The following is a 17996-nucleotide window of genomic DNA, read 5'->3' as shown; positions in this document are numbered from 1 at the left end:
TGTTATTTCTCCTCTCGAATCGTAGGTTCGTCATATATCATGACGATTGCAATATTGCCTTTCACTTCAATGATGACTACTCGATGATCAGTCGAAATCGTTGTCCCGTCCATACTTTGGGCTGTCTTCAAAAGAGATCCGGTCACCGTCTCAATCATGACTTCGCCGTATCCCCCTTCAGGAATAGGGACAGTCAGTCGACCGACTCGTCCAATTAATGCCTCATCCGTCAAACCGATTGATTCTTCAGCATTTGATAGTGGTAACAGGACAAACAAGTAAAGCAGCGTTGTCAATGCGAAAGATCCAACTAACGCGACAGCGAGTCCAATCATCGGAGAGACATGCGCCAAAGCATTTAAAATAAGTCCGATTCCTGCTCCAAGCGCCAAGAAAGATAAGATAACCGCAGGGTTAAACCATCCCTCAAACATATCGAACGCATCGGAGAACAACATGTAAATAAAGGTTCCAAAACCAGCGATGATCAACACCCACCAATACAGTTGATCGATTGCTTCCATTACCACTCCTCCTGTCGACGTCTTCGTTCCATCATCAACACACGCCGAAGTTGTTCGACTTCTAGTGCGAGCTTATCTTCAATCGCATCCCATTCTGAAAGCGGTGACGTGGATAAGTCGTTCGCTTCCCGAGCCCGACCGATGGACCGTTCAATACGTCGTCGATTGTAAAGGTCGACAAGTTCTTGACGTTCAAGTCGCATCATGTTTAAAAAATATTCAACTTCTTTTTGAACTTGAATAACTTGTTCCGTCACGTCCTCAGAAGAATCTTGCATCAGTAGCCGACGCACTCTCACTTGATGAGCCACTAATTTAGCAATCCTCGCCTCGAGTTCGAGAATGTGCTTGTATAATTCCTCTACCTCATCTTGATGCGTGTCATCGCGCCACCACACGTCCACCTCACCTCACTTTTCTCTAATCACTTTCATATACGATAAAACTTCATCTTCGGTTTCAAAAAAACATAAAAAAATGTAAAATGAATTTGCCAGGAAGAAAGGAAGTGCTCATTTTGGGCAACCAAGTCATTAAACTATCAACCGCATCACAAGAAAAATTAAAAAATCTGTATCATAAGTATGCTGTCACGCCACCACCATATGCGACATTCAGTGCAAAGACACCCGGATTTGTTGTGACGATTTACCAATCGGGTAAAGTGATGTTCCAAGGAAAAGATGCTGAGACCGAGGCAGTCAAATGGGGAACGCCAGCCGAGAAGAAAAAAGCATCCGCACCAAACACGATATTGCCTGAAGGATTTTCAGATTGGTCAGTCATCGGAAGCGATGAAGTCGGAAAAGGAGATTATTTCGGACCGCTCGTGGTCGTGTCAGCATTTGTCTCACGCAATCAAATCGCTCTCGTCAAAGAACTCGGTGTCAAAGACTCGAAACAGTTATCTGACCCGGAAATTATCCGCATCGCCAGAGATTTGCACGCCACGATTCCTTATCAGAAAGCTACGCTTCATAATTCAACCTACAACAAGATGCAACGGACAATGACGCAAGGGAAGATAACCGCAATTGCCCACAATGCTGCGCTTCATGCATTGATTGAAAAACTCGAACAAAAACCTGATGCCATTTTAATCGACCAGTTTGCTGAAAAACCGGTTTACTATCAACACCTGCGATCAGAGCGCGATGTCGTTCGCGATGATGTTTACTTTTCAACGAAAGCTGAAGGTCTTCACGTCTCGGTCGCAGCCGCTTCGATTTTAGCTCGTGCATTCTTCTTAAAAGAGATGGACAAGTTAAGTAAACAAGTCGGTGTCACTCTCCCCAAAGGAGCAGGCGCCAAAGTCGATCAAGTGGCCGCAAAAATCATCCAACGTCATGGCCAAGACTATTTACAAAAGATTGCCAAAGTCCATTTTGCAAATACAAAAAAAGCAATCAACTTGAACGAACGTCGCTTGTAGAGGTACAGCATCAAATATGATATACTCATTTTACGGTTAAATGAACTTAAAATTTTTGGAGGATAGCGTTCATGTTGCATTATAAAACCTATACGATTAGTGATGACCATCCTTGGGTCATCTTCATACACGGCGCCGGTGGAAGTTTGTCACATTGGTATCGTCAACTTCGCCCATTCCGTAAAAAATATAATGTGTTACTCGTCGATTTGCGTGGTCATGGTGGTTCTTATGATGAGGAACAATCGCTTAATCAACCCTTGAACGCCTATACATTTGATGTCGTTGCAAAAGATGTAATCGAAGTCATGGACCACTTAGATATCGAGAAAGGTCACATGGTCGGTCTCTCTTTAGGGACGATTGTGATTCAAGCGATGTTCGAACATTATCCGGATCGCATCGCATCAGTCATCCTCGGAGGAGCGATCGTCAAATTCAATGTCCGCTCCACGATGCTCATCCGTCTCGGCAGTCTCGTCCAAAATTTCGTCCCTTATATGTGGTTATACAAGTTATTTGCGTGGATTTTACTTCCTAAAAAACGTCATAAAAAATCACGGATGATGTTCGTTCGCGACGCAGCGAACTTGTGTCAGCGTGAATTTATCCGTTGGTTCAAGATGACGGAAAATATCAACCCATTATTGAATCAGTTCACATCGATACAAACGAACGTACCGATTCTGTATATAATGGGGGACGAGGACTATATGTTCCTCGAAGCTGTCGAACGAACGGCAAAACATCAGCCTACGGCAAATGTTGAGATTGTCACAGATTCTGGACATGTCGTAAACGTAGATCAGCCCGACCAATTCAATACATTGTCGATGAACTTTATCGATGATCAGATTCAAGCACTCTCGTTAAAAATGAGCTAATCTGGACGAAGTTCGGTAACCTCGCACTCGAAATCCAATAAAATAAGGAGCGTTGTCACATGTGGACAACGCTCCTTATTTTTTATGCTCGTAGTTCAGCCCCGTGCTCAGCACGTACTGCCTCAACGATCGTTTCATATGTTGCCGTTACTTCTTCGTCTTGTAACGTTCTTGACGGGTCTTGGAACTTGAGTGAGAAGGCAATCGACTTCTCATCCTCTCCAACATTCTCACCTGTATAAACGTCAAACAAGACGAGGTCAATCAAGAGTGGCCCAGCCGCTTGGCGGATCGTTTGTTCCACTGTCCCAGCCGGAATCGCACGTGGTAAGACGAGTGCCAAGTCTCGTGAAATCGATGGATACCGTGGTACGTCTTGATAAAGAAGCGTTTCGTCCCCGCGAAGTGCTAACAGGTCGAGTTCGAATACATACACTTCTTTCATACCGTAGACGTCTTTCGAAGTTCCTGGATGTACTTGTCCAACATATCCGATGACCTCTCCGTTCATCAAGATGTTCGCCGTACGGCCTGGGTGCATATCGGGCATCGCTACGGCCTCATACGTGACATCAAGGCGAAGCGTTTGGACTAACGTATCGACAATCCCTTTTGCGACGAAATAGTCAACCGGGACCCGTGTTCCTTGCGAACGATGGTCCATCCAAAGACCTGTGACAACGCCAGCCACTCTTTCTTTTTCACGCGGTAACGTATCGCCATGCTCCGTGTAGACGCGTCCCGTCTCGTACAGTGCGACGTTCGATTGTTGACGCGCCGTGTTATAACGTGCCGTCTCCAACAACCCTGGAACGAGCGACGTACGAAGGACAGAGCGCTCTTCACTCATCGGCATCGCCAGACGAACAAGCTGACTGGCTTCTCCTCCGAAGCGTGTCGCATGTGCCTCACTCGTTAACGAGTAAGTGATGGCTTGTGATAAGCCGACACCTTGCAACAAGCGACGTGTCTGTCTGCGCAATCCGTTGATTGCTGGCAAGTAACCTTTCGATTGAGAGGCAGGTAACGTCGACGGGAGACTATCATATCCGTATAGACGCGCCACTTCTTCTGTAATGTCAGCCGGAAGTTCTAAGTCCGGACGACGTGAAGGAATATGAACCGTCAGCACGTCATCCCCTTCTGTCGTGAGACCGAGACGCTCCAGGATTTGAACAATCGTCTGACGATCGAGTGACATTCCTAAGCGCTTATTGATATAGTCAATCGACACTTCGATTTGGCGGGCACGTGATTCTGCTTCACCCGAACGTACCGCATCTTGAACGGTCCCTCCACTGAGTTCCACAATCAATTGCGCAGCGCGGTCAAGCGCGAGCATGACACGTTCTGGGTCTATCCCTTTTTCGAAGCGAGCACTTGAATCTGAACGAAGACCGAGCGTACGGCTTGTCTTACGAACGGATGCCGGATCAAAGTATGCTGACTCTATGACGATATCTGTCGTTCTGGCATCCACTTCTGTGTTGGCACCACCCATGACGCCCGCGATTGCGACCGGGGCTTGCCCGTCCGTGATGACCATCATTGATGAATCAAGCGTGCGTGTCACGTCGTCAAGTGTGATTATCTCTTCTCCATTTTCAGCTTGACGGACCACAATCGAGTTGCCGAGTTTTTTCGCATCGAATGCGTGAAGTGGCTGTCCGATTTCAAGCATCACATAGTTCGTCACATCGACAATGTTGTTGATTGGACGGACACCTTCTGCAATCAAGATGTTTTTTAGCCATTGTGGTGATTCTGAAATTGTTACCCCTTTTACTTCACGCGCTGCATAGTACGGACAGTTCGGTGTAGCGAGTTCGATGGACACATCAGATGGTGATGACGATGTGACATCTGCTGTCGGCAACGTGTATGGACGTTCCAAGATGGCCGCAACCTCATGAATGATTCCATACAGGCTCAAGCAATCTGAACGGTTCGGAGTCAAACCGAGTTCGATGACCTCATCGTTCAAGTCTAGTAAATCGAGTACATCTGCACCGACTTGTACAGATTCACGGAATGTGTGGATCCCGTCCTGCTCGTCTTCCCGAATTTGTTTCTTCTCGAATCCAAGCTCCTCGAGTGAACAAATCATCCCTTGTGATTCAACTCCACGAAGTTTGGCTTTTTTTATTTTAAGTCCTGGTAAGCGCGCGCCAATTTTGGCCACGATCACATGTTGCTCTTCGCGTACGTTCGGTGCACCGCAGACGATTTGAACAGGGTCACATTCCCCGATGTCTACTTTCGTCACATTTAATTTATCTGCTTCTGGATGTTTCTCACATGAAAGGACACGACCGACGACGATACCAGAAAGTCCCTCTCCGCGATTCGTCACACTTTCGACTTCAATCCCGTTCTTCGTGATCAAGTCACCGAGCGCTTCTCCGCTTAAATCGGATACATCAATATATTGATTCAACCATTTTTTTGAAAGTAACATCTGTCTTCCTCCTTAGAATTGCTCGATAAAACGTAAGTCATTTGTGTAGAAATGGCGGATGTCATCGACACCGTGTTTGAGCATCGCCATACGCTCAACCCCGATTCCGAATGCGAATCCTGACACAATTGATGAGTCATAGCCGGCCATCTCTAGTACATGTGGGTGGACCATCCCGCCTCCAAGAATTTCAATCCATCCGGTTCCTTTACAGACGTTACAGCCTTTTCCACCACATTTGAAGCAAGAGATATCCACTTCGACCGATGGTTCCGTGAACGGGAAGAAGCTCGGACGGAGACGAATCTCGCGCGCTTCACCGAATAACTGCTTCACGAATACTTCAAGCGTCCCTTTTAAATCTGCCATCGAGATGGATTCATCGACAACGAGTCCTTCGATTTGCATGAACTGATGCGAATGCGTCGCATCGTCCTCATCACGACGATACACTTTGCCTGGGCAAATGATACGAATTGGCTTCCCGTTCGCCTCTAACATCGTCCGAGCCTGCACAGGTGACGTATGGGTACGGAGCAACGTCTCTTCGGTGATGTAGAACGAGTCTTGCATGTCTCGTGCCGGGTGGTCTTTTGGTAAATTGAGCATTTCAAAATTGTAAAGATCTGTCTCGACTTCAGGACCTTCTGCGATTGTATACCCGAGTCCAACGAACAAGTCTTCCATTTCGTCGATGATTTGTTGTAAGAGATGACTTTGTCCAGGAGTCGATGTACGCCCTGGAAGTGTTACGTCAAGCGTTTCCGCTTTTAGTTTTTCTTCGAGTTCAATCGCCTTCACTTCTTCAATTCGAGCATCTAGTGTGCTTTGAATCGCTGTACGAACTGTATTGGCCAACTCACCGATGACAGGACGTTCCTCAGCAGATAACTTGCCCATACCACGAAGTACCTCAGTCATCGGTCCTTTTTTACCTAAATACTTGATACGGACATCATTTAATGATTTTTGTGTGGATGCCTGTTTGATTTCTTCTAACGCTTCCACCTGTAACTGTTCTAATTGTTCTTTCATGTGTTTGCTTCCTCCTCTACATAAAAAAGTCCCTTCAGTCGTTGACTGAAGGGACGAATCATCGCGGTACCACCCTACTTGGCCAATTCATGGCCCACTTGAACAGCATCGATATCGTGATGCCAAACCGGTGTTGTCTCCAACACGACTCCAGAGTGAATTCAGCGACGAATCCGGCAAAGGCTCTCAGTCACGGCCATTGCTCCCTGAACGGAATCGGTCATTCGCTTACTATGTTCTTTCAACGTCATATCCTATTCATCGATGTGTTTAACCTATCACGTTTTTCACGCGCTGACAAGATTATTGTAACGCGATGCGATACATTAAAATACCGGCAGCGACCGCTGCATTGAGCGATTCTGCGTCACCGAGCACCGGAATATGCACACGGGTGTCACAGAGTGACAACACATCATTGTGCACACCTTGCGCCTCGTTCCCGATGACTAGGGCCACCTTGTCTTCGAATGCAACTTGTTCATACGATGTCGCTTTTGAGAGGGCTGTCCCATATACGTGGAATCCATCCTCTTTCAGCTCGGGCAATTTTTCAAGCAAGTCGACCGAGGTCACGTTCACGTGAAACAAGGACCCTTGTGTGGCGCGTACAACTTTAGCGTTGAACGGATCGACCGTCCCTTTCCCGAGTAACACCGTATCGAACCCGGCAGCATCTGCCGTCCGAATCATCGTACCGAGATTACCCGGGTCTTGTACTCGGTCTAATACGAGTACTTTCTTCATCTTCCGTTCAACCGGTGTCATCTTGACAACGGCAAACACACCTTGTGTCTTCTCCGTTTCTGAAAGAAGGTCGGCGACGTGATCGGATAACTCGAGAACCGGCATATCTTCTAGTCGCCACGTTCCTTTTGGTGCATACGACTCAGCCATGATGAGTTGAACGAGTCGACCGGCACGAATGGCCTCATCTACTAAATGTTCTCCTTCTACAAGGAATTGACCCGTTTCTTGACGACCCTTTTTTGTCATGAGTCGTTTTAATCGCTTAATCGTCTCGCTCTTCGTAGACGTAATCTTCGTCATATTATCCCTCTTTCAACCATTGGACCGTCTCGTGGTCTAAACGTTTCGTCAATGCGACGACGAGTTGTACGGCTGCCTCGTAATCATCTTGATGGATGATTGACACGTTCGTGTGTAAATAGCGGACCGGCACTGTCAATGCGATGGCTGGCATCCCGATTCCAGAAAGGTGGAATCGCCCAGCATCCGTTCCGCCACCTGGCGTTAAGTCCAATTGATACTTAATGTCTTGCTCTTTGGCCACGTCAACGATTAAATCGACAAGCCGTGGATTCGTAACCGTCGTCGCATCAAAGAAGATGACCTGAACCCCGTCGCCAAGCTTTGACAGTCCTTCTGCCGGAGTCATTCCCGGCGTATCACTCGGAATGCCCGTATCGACTGCGATTGCTACATCTGGTTGAATCAAGTTAGCCGCCGTTATGGCTCCACGTAATCCGACTTCTTCTTGTACGGTTGCCCCTGTATAGACGACACCTGGGAACGATTCTTCTTTCAACCGTTTCGCAGCTTCAATGGCAATCGCGCATCCAATGCGGTTATCCCATGCTTTTGCCATCAAGAAGTTTTCATTTTTCATGACTGTGAATTCACAATGTGGAACGACTGTGTCACCCGGACGAATTCCCCATTCAGCTACTTCGTCTTTAGACGTTGCTCCGATGTCTAAGAACATATCTTTGATTTCAACCGGCTTTTTACGTGCTTCAGGCGGAAGCACATGCGGTGGTTTCGCACCGATCACTCCTGGAATTTTTTCACCAGCACGTGTCACGACATTCATTCGCTGTGCTAAGAGAACTTGGTTCCACCAGCCACCGAGCGCCTGGAAACGAAGGAAACCGCCTTCTTCCACACGCGTCACCATAAAGCCGACTTCATCCATATGACCCGCAATCATGACGCGCGGACCTTCAGCGTCTCCTGTCACTTGTCCAAACAGACTGCCGAGCCCATCCTGTTCAAACGACTCGACATGCGGCTCGAGGTATTCACGCATCAATTGACGGACTTCCCCCTCATTTCCCGGGACTCCCGTCGCATCCGTCAAACGCTTTAACATATGTAACGATTCATTCATACCCATCCGCTCCTTTATATTAATATCCTTGATTTTGTCGCTCATGGTTTACTTCGTTTTTATTCATGTACGCCATTAATATGAGTTGCTCATTAAAACCGAGTGTATAACCAAGTTCAAGATAAGCTGCCATCAGCGTCTCGTACATGGCTTCTGTTTTCGAAAGACCAAAGTTCGTCACTTTTCGATAAATATCTAAAAAAGCATCAGTCGCATCAAGATATGAGCTTCCTGTAGGAAAGACGTCTCGTTCATATCCGAGCGCAAGTCCAAGTGATAATAAGAAATGAATACCGTCCACATATTCTTCTAAGATCACATCTTGAGGCGACGGTCCTTTCTTCGACCAAAACTTAAAGCTACGTGTTTCGTTAGCCAGTTCACCGAGCTCGACAAGCAGCGCCAGTAACCGTTCATCGAATTGATTACCGGTTAATCCATGTTGTTCTTTGATCCGCTCGTCTAATTCGCGCTGTCGATCAAACAATGTTGTCCAGTTCACCGGATGTTCCTCCTCTATTTCAACTTATAGCAGTACTAAAATCATTAAAGACCAGCCCACCGCTAAAATCAATACTTGTAATTGGAGCAATTTTGGGGCATGAACAGTCTTTTTGCGAGTCAAATGAAGACCGAACAAGGCACCAATGGCTCCTCCCGCATAAGCGTATAGTACGTTGAAATCGCCATTGCCGTGCGTATACCGTTTGGCTTGGATATAGGTGTATATGTTCAAGACGATGAGCGCAAGTGCAACGATTGCCACAATCGATTGATTCATAAACGTTCCTCCTTCTCTTCATTCTAAAAAATTTTTAAGAAAAAAGAAAGCGCCGAGAGAGTGTCTCGGCGCTGTCGATTGAACGATTACGCGTTCAATTTTGATTTAGCTGTTTCAGCGAGTGACGCGAATGCCTGTGCATCTGTCACAGCAAGCTCAGCAAGCATCTTACGGTTAATGTCGATTCCTGCAAGCTTGAGGCCGTGCATCATACGGCTGTATGAGAGACCGTTTGTACGTGCTGCCGCATTGATACGTGTGATCCAAAGACGACGGAAATCACGTTTCTTTTGACGACGGTCACGGTAAGCGTACATGAGTGACTTCATGACCTGTTGTTTTGCTACTTTAAATAGAATGTGTTTCGAACCAAAGTATCCTTTGGCAAGTTTAATTTGCTTTTTACGACGTTGACGAGTCGTATAACCGCCTTTTACGCGTGGCATATGGATTCCCTCCTAAATTGTTTCTGTATTACTTCGCGATCATGTTGCGAATGCGTTTGAAGTCTCCAGCTGATACGATAGCGCCTTTACGGAGCTTACGTTTCGCTTTAGTCGATTTGTTCGCGAACAAGTGACTAGTGTAAGCGTGTGAACGCTTGAGTTTACCTGATGCTGTACGTTTGAAACGTTTTGAAGCACCGCGGTGCGATTTCATTTTCGGCATGAGTATTTCCTCCCCACTGAGAATCGATGATTAATCTTCTTTGTTCGGAGCCAGCACTAAGAACATGCTGCGTCCTTCCATCTTCGGCTTTTGTTCAACTGTTGCCAAATCGGCACATTCCACTGCCATTTTGTCCAAAACACGTTTCCCGATTTCCGAGTGTGTGATGGCACGTCCGCGGAAACGAATCGAAGCCTTCACTTTATTTCCTTTTTCAAGGAACTTGCGTGCGTTACGCAATTTTGTTTGGAAATCGTTGTCCTCGATTGTTGGACTGAGACGTACTTCTTTCATTTGGATAACTTTTTGGTTTTTACGCGCTTCTTTCTCCTTTTTCTGGAGTTCGAAACGGTACTTCCCGTAATCCATAATTTTAGCGACCGGTGGGTTTGCTTTATCCGCGACTAAGACCAAGTCTAGTTCCGCTTCTTCAGCTAAACGTAACGCATCGTTACGTGATTGTACACCGAGTTGTGCACCGTCTGCGCCAATGAGACGTACTTCACGGGCACGAATGTTTTCGTTGATAAAGAGCTCTTTGCTAATGGTTAGCACCTCCATCGTGCAATTGCACGAGATTTAGATTGACAAGACAACATGGCAATAAAAAAAGCGTCGGCAGTTTCCCACCCACACATCAGTTGAGGTCATAAAACGGCACACGACGCCGAATGAACCAAGAACTTGATGGACCTGCCTGATGACTCTCAGACGAGGTGAAAAGCGGGTGCTTCTACTTTGTTGTTTTTAATCACTATGTCATCTTAGCACTAGCAGGAAAAGATGTCAAGATGTCGCGCATGAATAATTGGTAGCTCACACTTTTATGATGATACCAGTCATTCTCTCGTTTCGCAATACCTTTTCAAAGGGAATAATCAAATATCAAAGGAGGGATTTACATGAATTGGCGAAAAGACGTCTCGCGAGAACATGACTATCACGAGCAAGTTCAGCAGATTGTCAGTAAAACAATGCAAGCACACGGCTTAGAGGACGAAAAATTGCAAGCTGTATTAACGGACTTATTAGAAGAAATGAATCGTATCACATTGAAAATCGTCGATGATCACGAGTCAGCACAAAATTATATTCATAAACGGTGGTATTAAAAAAGGGCAACGCCCTTTTTTTAATACCCTTTAGTTCGTGAGCGATTTGAAGAAGTTACTGATTGCCTCAAACAAACGAGCAAAGAATCCTTTTACTTCTTCTTGCTCGAGGAAAGCCTGAACGTCTTGTCCCGCATCTTTTAATCCATTACTGATTGATGACCAATCTAAATTTGCTTGTTGCATATTCTCGAACAGGGTTGTCAATTGATCGAGCTGCCCTTCAGATAGCTGAACGTTATTTTGATTCAATACTTGAATGACGATGTCACGAATCTCAACATTGGTCTCCGGCATCTGATTCGCGATTTCAGCCTTAATCTCGTTCATGAGACCTGCCACATCTTCTTGACCGACCGTCTTACCGATTTCAGACGTGACCGCAAGTTCTTCTTGCGCGAGCTCTTTTCGTTCATCAGACAGTTTGATCCCCGTTTCGGCCGCAGTTTGGTCATACGCCTTCATGATTCCTGTCAATGCGGACGTACCCGTCACGTTAATTGGCGACGTGATATAAATATCCGCATCCGTTACACCAGCTGTGACGAGGGCGTTCGCATACATATCTTTCGTGACCCACGTCACATTCTCCGTTTGAATATCGAGGCCGGTCCCATCTGTCAATTTGATTCGGGCCGAAGAATACATGCCGCCCCCACGTTGCGCCTGTGGGACGGAGTCTCCTAAATATTTCTCTTCATCCGCGGCAGTCGCGATAATCGGTTCGATTCCTTCTGGTGCTTCCATGCGCTCAAGTACCCATTTCTCTTGTTCTGAAGATAAAGATTCACCAAGCGTCACAATCGTGTCGTTGACGATCGCTTCCGCCCCGACTTTCGGAAGCGCACCCGTAAAGACGATGGTCCCGATGGTAAGTGCCAATACCGGCTTCATATAATTCATCAATTATCACTCCTTATGTTTACGATACGTGTAGATGACCAAATACACATCCGTCTATAGACCGAAAAAAACCACCTTTCTGGTTGGAAAGGTGGTCCCTCACTTAGCGTGAACGATTCGCAATCTCTTCTGTGAGCGATGCGATGAATTCATCAAGTGACGCAGAAACTTGTTCCTGCTGACCGTAGCGGCGAATGTTGACCGCACGTTCATCACGCTCTTTGTCTCCAAGAACGAGCGTCATCGGAATCTTCTTCATTTGTGCTTCGCGAATCTTATAGCCGAGTTTTTCGTCACGGAGATCCGTTTCGACACGGACACCACGTTTGACGAGTTCTGCCTTCACTTCAGCGACGTATTCGTCGTGAACATGCGAGACAGGAATCAATTTCACTTGAACCGGTGCGAGCCACGTTGGGAATGCACCTTTGTATTCTTCAATCAAGTATGCAACAAAACGTTCCATCGTCGAGACGACACCCCGGTGCAATACGATCGGACGGTGGTCTTTCCCGTCCGGACCAGTGTACGTTAAATCAAAACGTTCTGGAAGTAAGAAGTCGAGTTGGACAGTCGAGAGTGTCTCTTCCTTCCCGAGCGCCGTACGTACTTGTACATCAAGTTTCGGTCCGTAGAATGCCGCTTCTCCTTCTGCCTCGAAGTACGGAAGCTCAAGCTCGTCCATCGTCTCTTTCAATTGGCTCTGCGCCATCTCCCAAATCGCATCGTTATCGAAGTACTTCTCTTTATCGGCGGGATCGCGATACGAGAGACGGAAACGATAATCTTTAATACCGAAATCAGCATATACTTCTTGAATCAAATGAACGATGTCTTTAAACTCCTGTTTCATCTGTTCTGGTGTGACAAACGTATGCCCATCATTCAAGACCATGTAACGGACACGTTGTAATCCTGTGAGTGCTCCAGACATCTCATAACGGTGCATTCCCCCGAGCTCAGCGATACGGAGTGGGAGTTCACGGTACGAACGTGGCTCGTGTTTGTAGATCGTCATATGATGCGGGCAGTTCATCGGACGAAGGACGAGTTCTTCGTTGTCCATCTCCATTTTCGGGAACATGTCATCTTGGTAGTGGTCCCAGTGCCCAGAAGTCTTATACAAGTCTACCGAACCGAGAACCGGCGTGTACACGTGTTGATATCCGAGTTCAAGTTCTTTATCGACGATATAGCGTTCAACCGTACGGCGAATCGCTGCTCCTTTCGGAAGCCACATTGGAAGACCTTGACCTACTTCTTGTGAGACGAAGAAAAGGTCGAGTTCCTTTCCGAGTTTACGATGATCGCGCTCTTTCGCTTCTTCAAGAAGACGCAAGTGTTCTGCGAGTTGTTCTTTCGTCGCCCAAGCCGTTCCATAAATACGCTGTAGCATCTTGTTGTCAGAGTCACCACGCCAGTATGCACCGGCCACGCTCATCAATTTAAAGATTTTCAACTTCGAAGTCGATGGGACGTGTGGCCCTCGGCAAAGGTCGAAGAATTCACCTTGATGATAAATTGTGAGTGTCTCCTCAGCTGGAATGTCTTCAATCAATTCGATCTTAAGTGGATCTCCGAGCTCTTTATAACGAGCGAGCGCCTCATCGCGAGAGACAACTTCACGTGTAATCTCTAAGTTTTCATCGACGATGCGTTTCATCATTTTTTCAATCTCAGGAAGGTCTTCCTCGTTGATTCGACGGTCCATTTCGATATCGTAATAGAATCCGTTCTCAATTGTTGGACCGATTCCAAAATAGATATTGTTGTCTTCCCCATACAGACGCTTGATTGCCTGTGCCATCAAGTGTGCTGAAGAGTGACGCATCAAATCGAGCCCATCTTCTGAATCTGGCATGACGAGTTCGATTTTTCCGTCATGTTCAATCGGGCGACGGTAATCAATGAGTTTCCCGTCAATCTTTGCTGCGATTGCTTTTTTACGAAGTCCCGGGCTGATTGAGCCTGCGACGTCTTCTGCTGTGATACCGGCCTCAAACTCCTTTACGGCGCCATCTGGAAATGCTAATTGAATCATGTACATCTTGTCCCCTCTCAAAAAAGAATATAAAAAAAGCCCATCCCTCAAAAAGGGACGAGCTTTGATTCTCGTGGTACCACCCTCGTTCCCAAGCAATATGCTTGGCTCGAACACACGATAACGAGTGTGAATCGCCGCACGATTAGCCCGTACGGTGCTCGGAGGGAGTAAATACATCGTCGTCGTTAGGAAGCTTGCACCGCCCTTCCCTCGCTAAAACTCGTCTCAATGATTCATATCCTCTTCTATGCATCACTTATATGGTTCTTAGTATAGTCAACTCGGCCAATAAATACAATCCTTTACCGACGGCGATTTTCACCCTTTAGTTCAATTTGGGTCGTCGTCGTTGAAATCCGTTGCATGAGACGCTGCGCCTTCATTTTATTTTGCGCGGACCCATCGATTGAAAAATGTGTTTCAAGTTCTTCTCCACTAAAATTCGAACTATAGAGCGTCGGTAATCGATGCATCATTCGATATTGAAGAATGATCCCAAACAGCTCATCACGTACCCAAGGACTAATCGCCTCAGCCCCGATATCATCAATCAACAAAACAGGAACATGTTGAAACGATGTTAAAAACGAATCGAACGAGTCTGTGCGGATTTTCCGTTTCGCTTCTGATACAAAGCCAGGGGCGTGGACCAAAATCGTCTCGACATCCGCCACTTTCAACTCGTTGGCGATTGCTGCGAGTAGATACGTTTTTCCTACGCCGAAGCTACCATGTAGATAGAGGCCGTTCACTTTTTGTCCCGACTTCATTCCCGTTACGAAGCGCATGGCTTCACGAAGTGCGATTTTACGTGCATCATCTGCCCAATCAAATGATTCGAAGCTCGCCTCGCGCACTTCCTCCGGCAAAAATAAACTCTTAAACTTCCGGTCCATCTCCTTTTGTCGTCTTGCTTGCCGATGGGCGACCGTTTCTTCGTAACGAATCGCGATCTGCCCTAAATCGACATAAAGCACAGGTTGATGACCCGGGATGACAGCCTGTTCGTCGATGAACGTTTTGCCATCCATCTGTTCAGCATACTCACTCAGTTTCGTGAATCCGATTTCAATCGCTTTCTCCTCTAACTCAGGATGAGCGTTTAAAAAAGCAATCACACCCGGGTGATTTAAAGTTCGTTTGCGAATCGACTCATACGCCTCACGCACTTCTTTTCGATTCATCAACTGAGACAGCGCTTGGTTGATTCGTTCCATCCCCTCACCCCTTCTCTTTCAATTCATTCAATAGTTTCACAAGCTCCGCATCATCTGGGACGGACGATTCGAGTTCCTTCTTCCTTGCCTGATCGTAAGAACGTTGTTGTTTCGCTTCATCCTCGAGCCACTTCGGCATGTCTCCTTGTTGGTTCTTACGACGTGACCCAACAGTCGTTCGTTGCCCATTTTCTCGTTTTTGCTGTTTCTTCTCAATCAGTGCATCTTGTGTCTCTTCACGCTCTAGCGCTTCTTTCGCATTCGTATAGCCTGCTGTCTTCCAGCTTGTCGCAATGCGAAGGACGTAGTTCTCGTTCAGACGAGTCTGCTTCTTCACTTCAATGCAATAATAGAAGAGCGCGTTGATGACACCCGGAGCGAGACCGAGTGTATCGACAAGTTCGATGACTAACTGCTCATCACTTTTAGAGAGTTGTGGCGTCTTTCGTAAAGTAGACACGTATTGATGAGGGTGCGCGGACTCCATCACCTCTGGGTCATGAAGATCCCCAAGCTTCGTCTCCTCAAGTTCCACCGTTTTCTCTTTTCGGTGACGGGTCTGTTTCTTCTTCAGCTGCAATACCATTTGACGACAGCCGTCCCGTTTTTCTTGTTCACTGAGCGGAAGATATGCTTCGTGGACAAAATATTCTTTCAACATCTCGGCCATCGTCTCTTCATCGAGTTGAGAAACATACGCAAGTTTCGTAATTGTTTCATCTAATTTTTTTGTAAAAAAGCCAACTGGGAAATTCGTCAGTTTTTTCACAATGCCCATATCGAACGAATAGTTAATTTCAATCTTCGCACGATCCGGTTTTTCGTAATTCTTTTGAGTGAACGCCCGGTGATTGACTCCTTTGACGTCGAACACTTCATTGAAGTCTTTCGTTACTTCGACGATACCGGCCGGCAATGGGTCGATTGTAAAACGTCCTTGCAGTTGCTTAAAACGCACTTCTCCAACTTTATAAAAAAGGAAGCTTGATAACAGCCCATCATTTAAAAACGTGTGCGGTGCGAGCGGAACTCGCAACTGATAAACGTATTGAGTTAATCGGGCATCTTTCGTTTTGTAGGTACGTACTAATCCGATTGCTTCTAGCCGAAATAAACTATCGGTCAATTCATTGATTGAGTACTCTAACATCTCACACAATGCACTGTGTGACATATAGTTCGATTTCATTTTACCGGGCTTCAATTCGCTCCATAGCGTCTGATAAAGCGCGAGCGCCTTCACCCCGATAACCGGTTGATATAGGTGATAGAGGGACTGATACGATTCACGGTCGACAAGACCTGTACTCATAATCAATAGTTCGTCTGTCCCAAAAATTGTACGTTCTTTCTCCATGGCTCTCTCCCTTGAAAAAGGGCGACCAGCAGGCCGCCCTTTAGTTGGTCGAATTTTCTTGCTTCATTAAATCTTCAAGTTCTTTAAAGAACACCGTGATGTCTTTAAATTGGCGATAAACTGAGGCAAATCGAACATATGCGACTTCATCTACACGCGCCAGTTCATTCATCACCAGCTCCCCCACTTGCTCACTCGGAATCTCCGACTGCGCGAGGGCTCGAAGTTGCTGTTCTACTTTTGTCACAACTCCTTCAAGTTGCTCTAAGGTAACCGGTCGTTTTTCACACGCCCGAATGATCCCGCGGAGTACTTTTTCACGACTGAACTCTTCACGATTTCCATCTTTCTTTACAATAATGAGAGGTGTCTGTTCGACTGTCTCAAATGTCGTAAACCGATAGCCGCACTTTTCACATTCACGACGACGCCGAATCGAATAATGGTCTTGCACCGGTCGGGAATCGAGCACTCTCGTTCCATTGTGATCACATTTCGGACAACGCATGCTCAAGCCTCCTTATCGTTCGACAGTTTTATTTCCTATAGCACGTAGCGGGAATTGCTGTGAGAGTGCCTCGTAGTAGTGAGATACAATTTGTGCAAGGTCTACACCGAGGCGCTGTTCACGATTCAGTGTGAAGTCAACCGCTGTACGCCCCCCGTCAACTTGTACGATTGTGACGAGTCCATCCCATCCTTCTCCGATGAATGAAAGTTCTCCACGGTTCGTATCGATTCGACGTACCGACTGACCTTTTGATTGAATGAGTTCTTCTAGCCACTGTATGATGGCATTCGGAGATGCCGCATAGTAGCGTGTCTGTAATGACTCGTTTTTATGAGTGTCTTTCGTTTCAATATGTGTTTGTAACTTATCTAACAGTCCCATAATTCACCTCAACGCTTGAGTTATATACGTTAAGCATATCAAAATTAAGGCGACAACAAAACATTTAAAAGGGCTGACCGTTAAACGGCCAGCCTCAAAAGGTTCTTCAGAATTATTTAGTTAATGCAACTTGTGCTTCAGGAACACGAATTGGTCCCATTCCACGTTCAAGTTTAACATCTTCACGTACTTTTGCATCCAAGCCTTCGGCGATATACTGCGATGCCGTAGCCGGATCGATTCGATCTCCACATGTGAACACGTCAACTGACGCGTACCCATGTTCAGGGAAACTGTGAATCGTTAAGTGTGATTCTGAAATGATGACGACTCCACTCACGCCGTGCGGCGCAAATTTGTGGAATGCGACTTCGCGGACTTCAGCGCCCGAACGAAGAGCAGCATCGACGAACAAACGCTCGATGTAGTCGATATCATTTAATTTGTCGGGATTGCACTCCCAAAGTTCTGTAATAATGTGACGTCCCATAGTATCCATATTAGTGGATCCCCCTTTACATCAATGGTCTCAAAGTAGTTGATGATCACTCACTTTG

At 46.4% G+C, this 17996-nt stretch carries 21 protein-coding genes; 3 read left to right on the top strand and 18 right to left on the bottom strand.

Annotated features, from left to right (window positions below; genetic code table 11):
* Nucleotides 1–2: 2 nt before the first annotated feature.
* Together P400_RS0107700 and P400_RS0107695 are read right to left on the bottom strand one after the other, a co-directional pair.
* Nucleotides 3–524 carry an NfeD family protein gene (locus P400_RS0107700; RefSeq protein WP_026825635.1) on the bottom strand — a complete coding sequence of 174 codons (522 nt, stop codon included), beginning with the start codon at nucleotides 522–524 and terminating at the stop codon, nucleotides 3–5.
* Nucleotides 524–922, bottom strand: a complete 399-nt coding sequence (locus P400_RS0107695) for a hypothetical protein (RefSeq protein WP_026825634.1) — start codon at nucleotides 920–922, stop codon at nucleotides 524–526. Before P400_RS0107695 ends, P400_RS0107700 begins: the two co-directional genes overlap by 1 nt.
* Nucleotides 923–1041: 119 nt before the next feature.
* Between P400_RS0107695 and rnhC the strand changes: the two genes are divergently transcribed.
* Complete coding sequence (gene rnhC, locus P400_RS0107690) at nucleotides 1042–1956, top strand: ribonuclease HIII (RefSeq protein ID WP_026825633.1); 915 nt, start codon at nucleotides 1042–1044, stop codon at nucleotides 1954–1956.
* A gap of 71 nt (nucleotides 1957–2027) precedes the next feature.
* Nucleotides 2028–2840 (top strand): alpha/beta fold hydrolase, encoded by an 813-nt coding sequence (locus tag P400_RS0107685; protein WP_026825632.1) that lies wholly within the window; start codon nucleotides 2028–2030, stop codon nucleotides 2838–2840.
* Nucleotides 2841–2922: 82 nt separating this feature from the next.
* Here the strand turns inward: P400_RS0107685 and pheT are convergent, their stop codons facing one another.
* The 9 genes from pheT to infC all read right to left on the bottom strand — a co-directional run bounded on the left by pheT (nucleotide 2923) and on the right by infC (nucleotide 10475).
* Nucleotides 2923–5298, bottom strand: a complete 2376-nt coding sequence (gene pheT, locus P400_RS0107680) for a phenylalanine--tRNA ligase subunit beta (RefSeq protein WP_026825631.1) — start codon at nucleotides 5296–5298, stop codon at nucleotides 2923–2925.
* A 12-nt stretch (nucleotides 5299–5310) separates the two neighbouring features.
* Nucleotides 5311–6333 (bottom strand): phenylalanine--tRNA ligase subunit alpha, encoded by a 1023-nt coding sequence (gene pheS, locus P400_RS0107675; protein ID WP_026825630.1) that lies wholly within the window; start codon nucleotides 6331–6333, stop codon nucleotides 5311–5313.
* Between the two features lie 303 nt (nucleotides 6334–6636).
* Complete coding sequence (locus tag P400_RS0107670; RefSeq protein WP_026825629.1) at nucleotides 6637–7383, bottom strand: TrmH family RNA methyltransferase; 747 nt, start codon at nucleotides 7381–7383, stop codon at nucleotides 6637–6639.
* 1 nt (nucleotide 7384) lies between these two features.
* Nucleotides 7385–8464, bottom strand: coding sequence for a M42 family metallopeptidase (locus P400_RS0107665; protein WP_026825628.1), 1080 nt, complete (start codon nucleotides 8462–8464; stop codon nucleotides 7385–7387).
* Between the two features lie 19 nt (nucleotides 8465–8483).
* Nucleotides 8484–8966 (bottom strand): dUTP diphosphatase, encoded by a 483-nt coding sequence (locus tag P400_RS0107660; RefSeq protein WP_026825627.1) that lies wholly within the window; start codon nucleotides 8964–8966, stop codon nucleotides 8484–8486.
* A gap of 24 nt (nucleotides 8967–8990) precedes the next feature.
* Complete coding sequence (locus P400_RS0107655; RefSeq protein ID WP_026825626.1) at nucleotides 8991–9245, bottom strand: hypothetical protein; 255 nt, start codon at nucleotides 9243–9245, stop codon at nucleotides 8991–8993.
* 86 nt (nucleotides 9246–9331) lie between these two features.
* Nucleotides 9332–9691 carry a 50S ribosomal protein L20 gene (rplT, locus tag P400_RS0107650; RefSeq protein ID WP_012726696.1) on the bottom strand — a complete coding sequence of 120 codons (360 nt, stop codon included), beginning with the start codon at nucleotides 9689–9691 and terminating at the stop codon, nucleotides 9332–9334.
* 28 nt (nucleotides 9692–9719) lie between these two features.
* Nucleotides 9720–9914 carry a 50S ribosomal protein L35 gene (rpmI, locus tag P400_RS0107645; protein WP_012726697.1) on the bottom strand — a complete coding sequence of 65 codons (195 nt, stop codon included), beginning with the start codon at nucleotides 9912–9914 and terminating at the stop codon, nucleotides 9720–9722.
* Between the two features lie 30 nt (nucleotides 9915–9944).
* Nucleotides 9945–10475: a translation initiation factor IF-3 gene (infC, locus tag P400_RS0107640; RefSeq protein WP_034770961.1), complete on the bottom strand. Its 531-nt coding sequence runs from the start codon at nucleotides 10473–10475 to the stop codon at nucleotides 9945–9947.
* A 341-nt stretch (nucleotides 10476–10816) separates the two neighbouring features.
* Here infC and P400_RS0107635 point away from each other — a divergent pair, with 341 nt between their 5' ends.
* Nucleotides 10817–11026, top strand: coding sequence for a hypothetical protein (locus P400_RS0107635; protein ID WP_026825624.1), 210 nt, complete (start codon nucleotides 10817–10819; stop codon nucleotides 11024–11026).
* Between the two features lie 30 nt (nucleotides 11027–11056).
* Here the strand turns inward: P400_RS0107635 and P400_RS0107630 are convergent, their stop codons facing one another.
* The 7 genes from P400_RS0107630 to speD form a co-directional block, all read right to left on the bottom strand.
* The gene (locus tag P400_RS0107630) at nucleotides 11057–11929 is read right to left on the bottom strand and encodes a DUF1002 domain-containing protein (RefSeq protein WP_026825623.1); all 873 of its coding nucleotides are present in this window, start codon (nucleotides 11927–11929) and stop codon (nucleotides 11057–11059) included.
* A 103-nt stretch (nucleotides 11930–12032) separates the two neighbouring features.
* A complete protein-coding gene (thrS, locus tag P400_RS0107625) occupies nucleotides 12033–13976 on the bottom strand; it encodes a threonine--tRNA ligase (RefSeq protein ID WP_026825622.1) in 1944 nt (647 codons plus the stop codon).
* Nucleotides 13977–14275: 299 nt separating this feature from the next.
* Nucleotides 14276–15190: a primosomal protein DnaI gene (gene dnaI / locus P400_RS0107620; RefSeq protein WP_026825621.1), complete on the bottom strand. Its 915-nt coding sequence runs from the start codon at nucleotides 15188–15190 to the stop codon at nucleotides 14276–14278.
* A gap of 4 nt (nucleotides 15191–15194) precedes the next feature.
* Nucleotides 15195–16547 carry a DnaD domain protein gene (locus tag P400_RS0107615; protein WP_026825620.1) on the bottom strand — a complete coding sequence of 451 codons (1353 nt, stop codon included), beginning with the start codon at nucleotides 16545–16547 and terminating at the stop codon, nucleotides 15195–15197.
* 40 nt (nucleotides 16548–16587) lie between these two features.
* Nucleotides 16588–17055: a transcriptional regulator NrdR gene (nrdR, locus tag P400_RS0107610; RefSeq protein WP_012726705.1), complete on the bottom strand. Its 468-nt coding sequence runs from the start codon at nucleotides 17053–17055 to the stop codon at nucleotides 16588–16590.
* A gap of 12 nt (nucleotides 17056–17067) precedes the next feature.
* Nucleotides 17068–17439, bottom strand: a complete 372-nt coding sequence (locus P400_RS0107605; RefSeq protein ID WP_026825619.1) for a hypothetical protein — start codon at nucleotides 17437–17439, stop codon at nucleotides 17068–17070.
* 112 nt (nucleotides 17440–17551) lie between these two features.
* Entirely contained in the window at nucleotides 17552–17938 is a 387-nt protein-coding gene (speD, locus tag P400_RS0107600; protein ID WP_026825618.1) for an adenosylmethionine decarboxylase, read from the bottom strand.
* Nucleotides 17939–17996 lie beyond the last annotated feature (58 nt).

Source organism: Exiguobacterium marinum DSM 16307 (assembly GCF_000620845.1).
GTDB lineage: Bacteria > Bacillota > Bacilli > Exiguobacteriales > Exiguobacteriaceae > Exiguobacterium > Exiguobacterium marinum.
The sequence above is the reverse complement of the archived record's forward strand: the minus strand, read 5'-3'. Positions and strand labels throughout refer to the sequence as shown.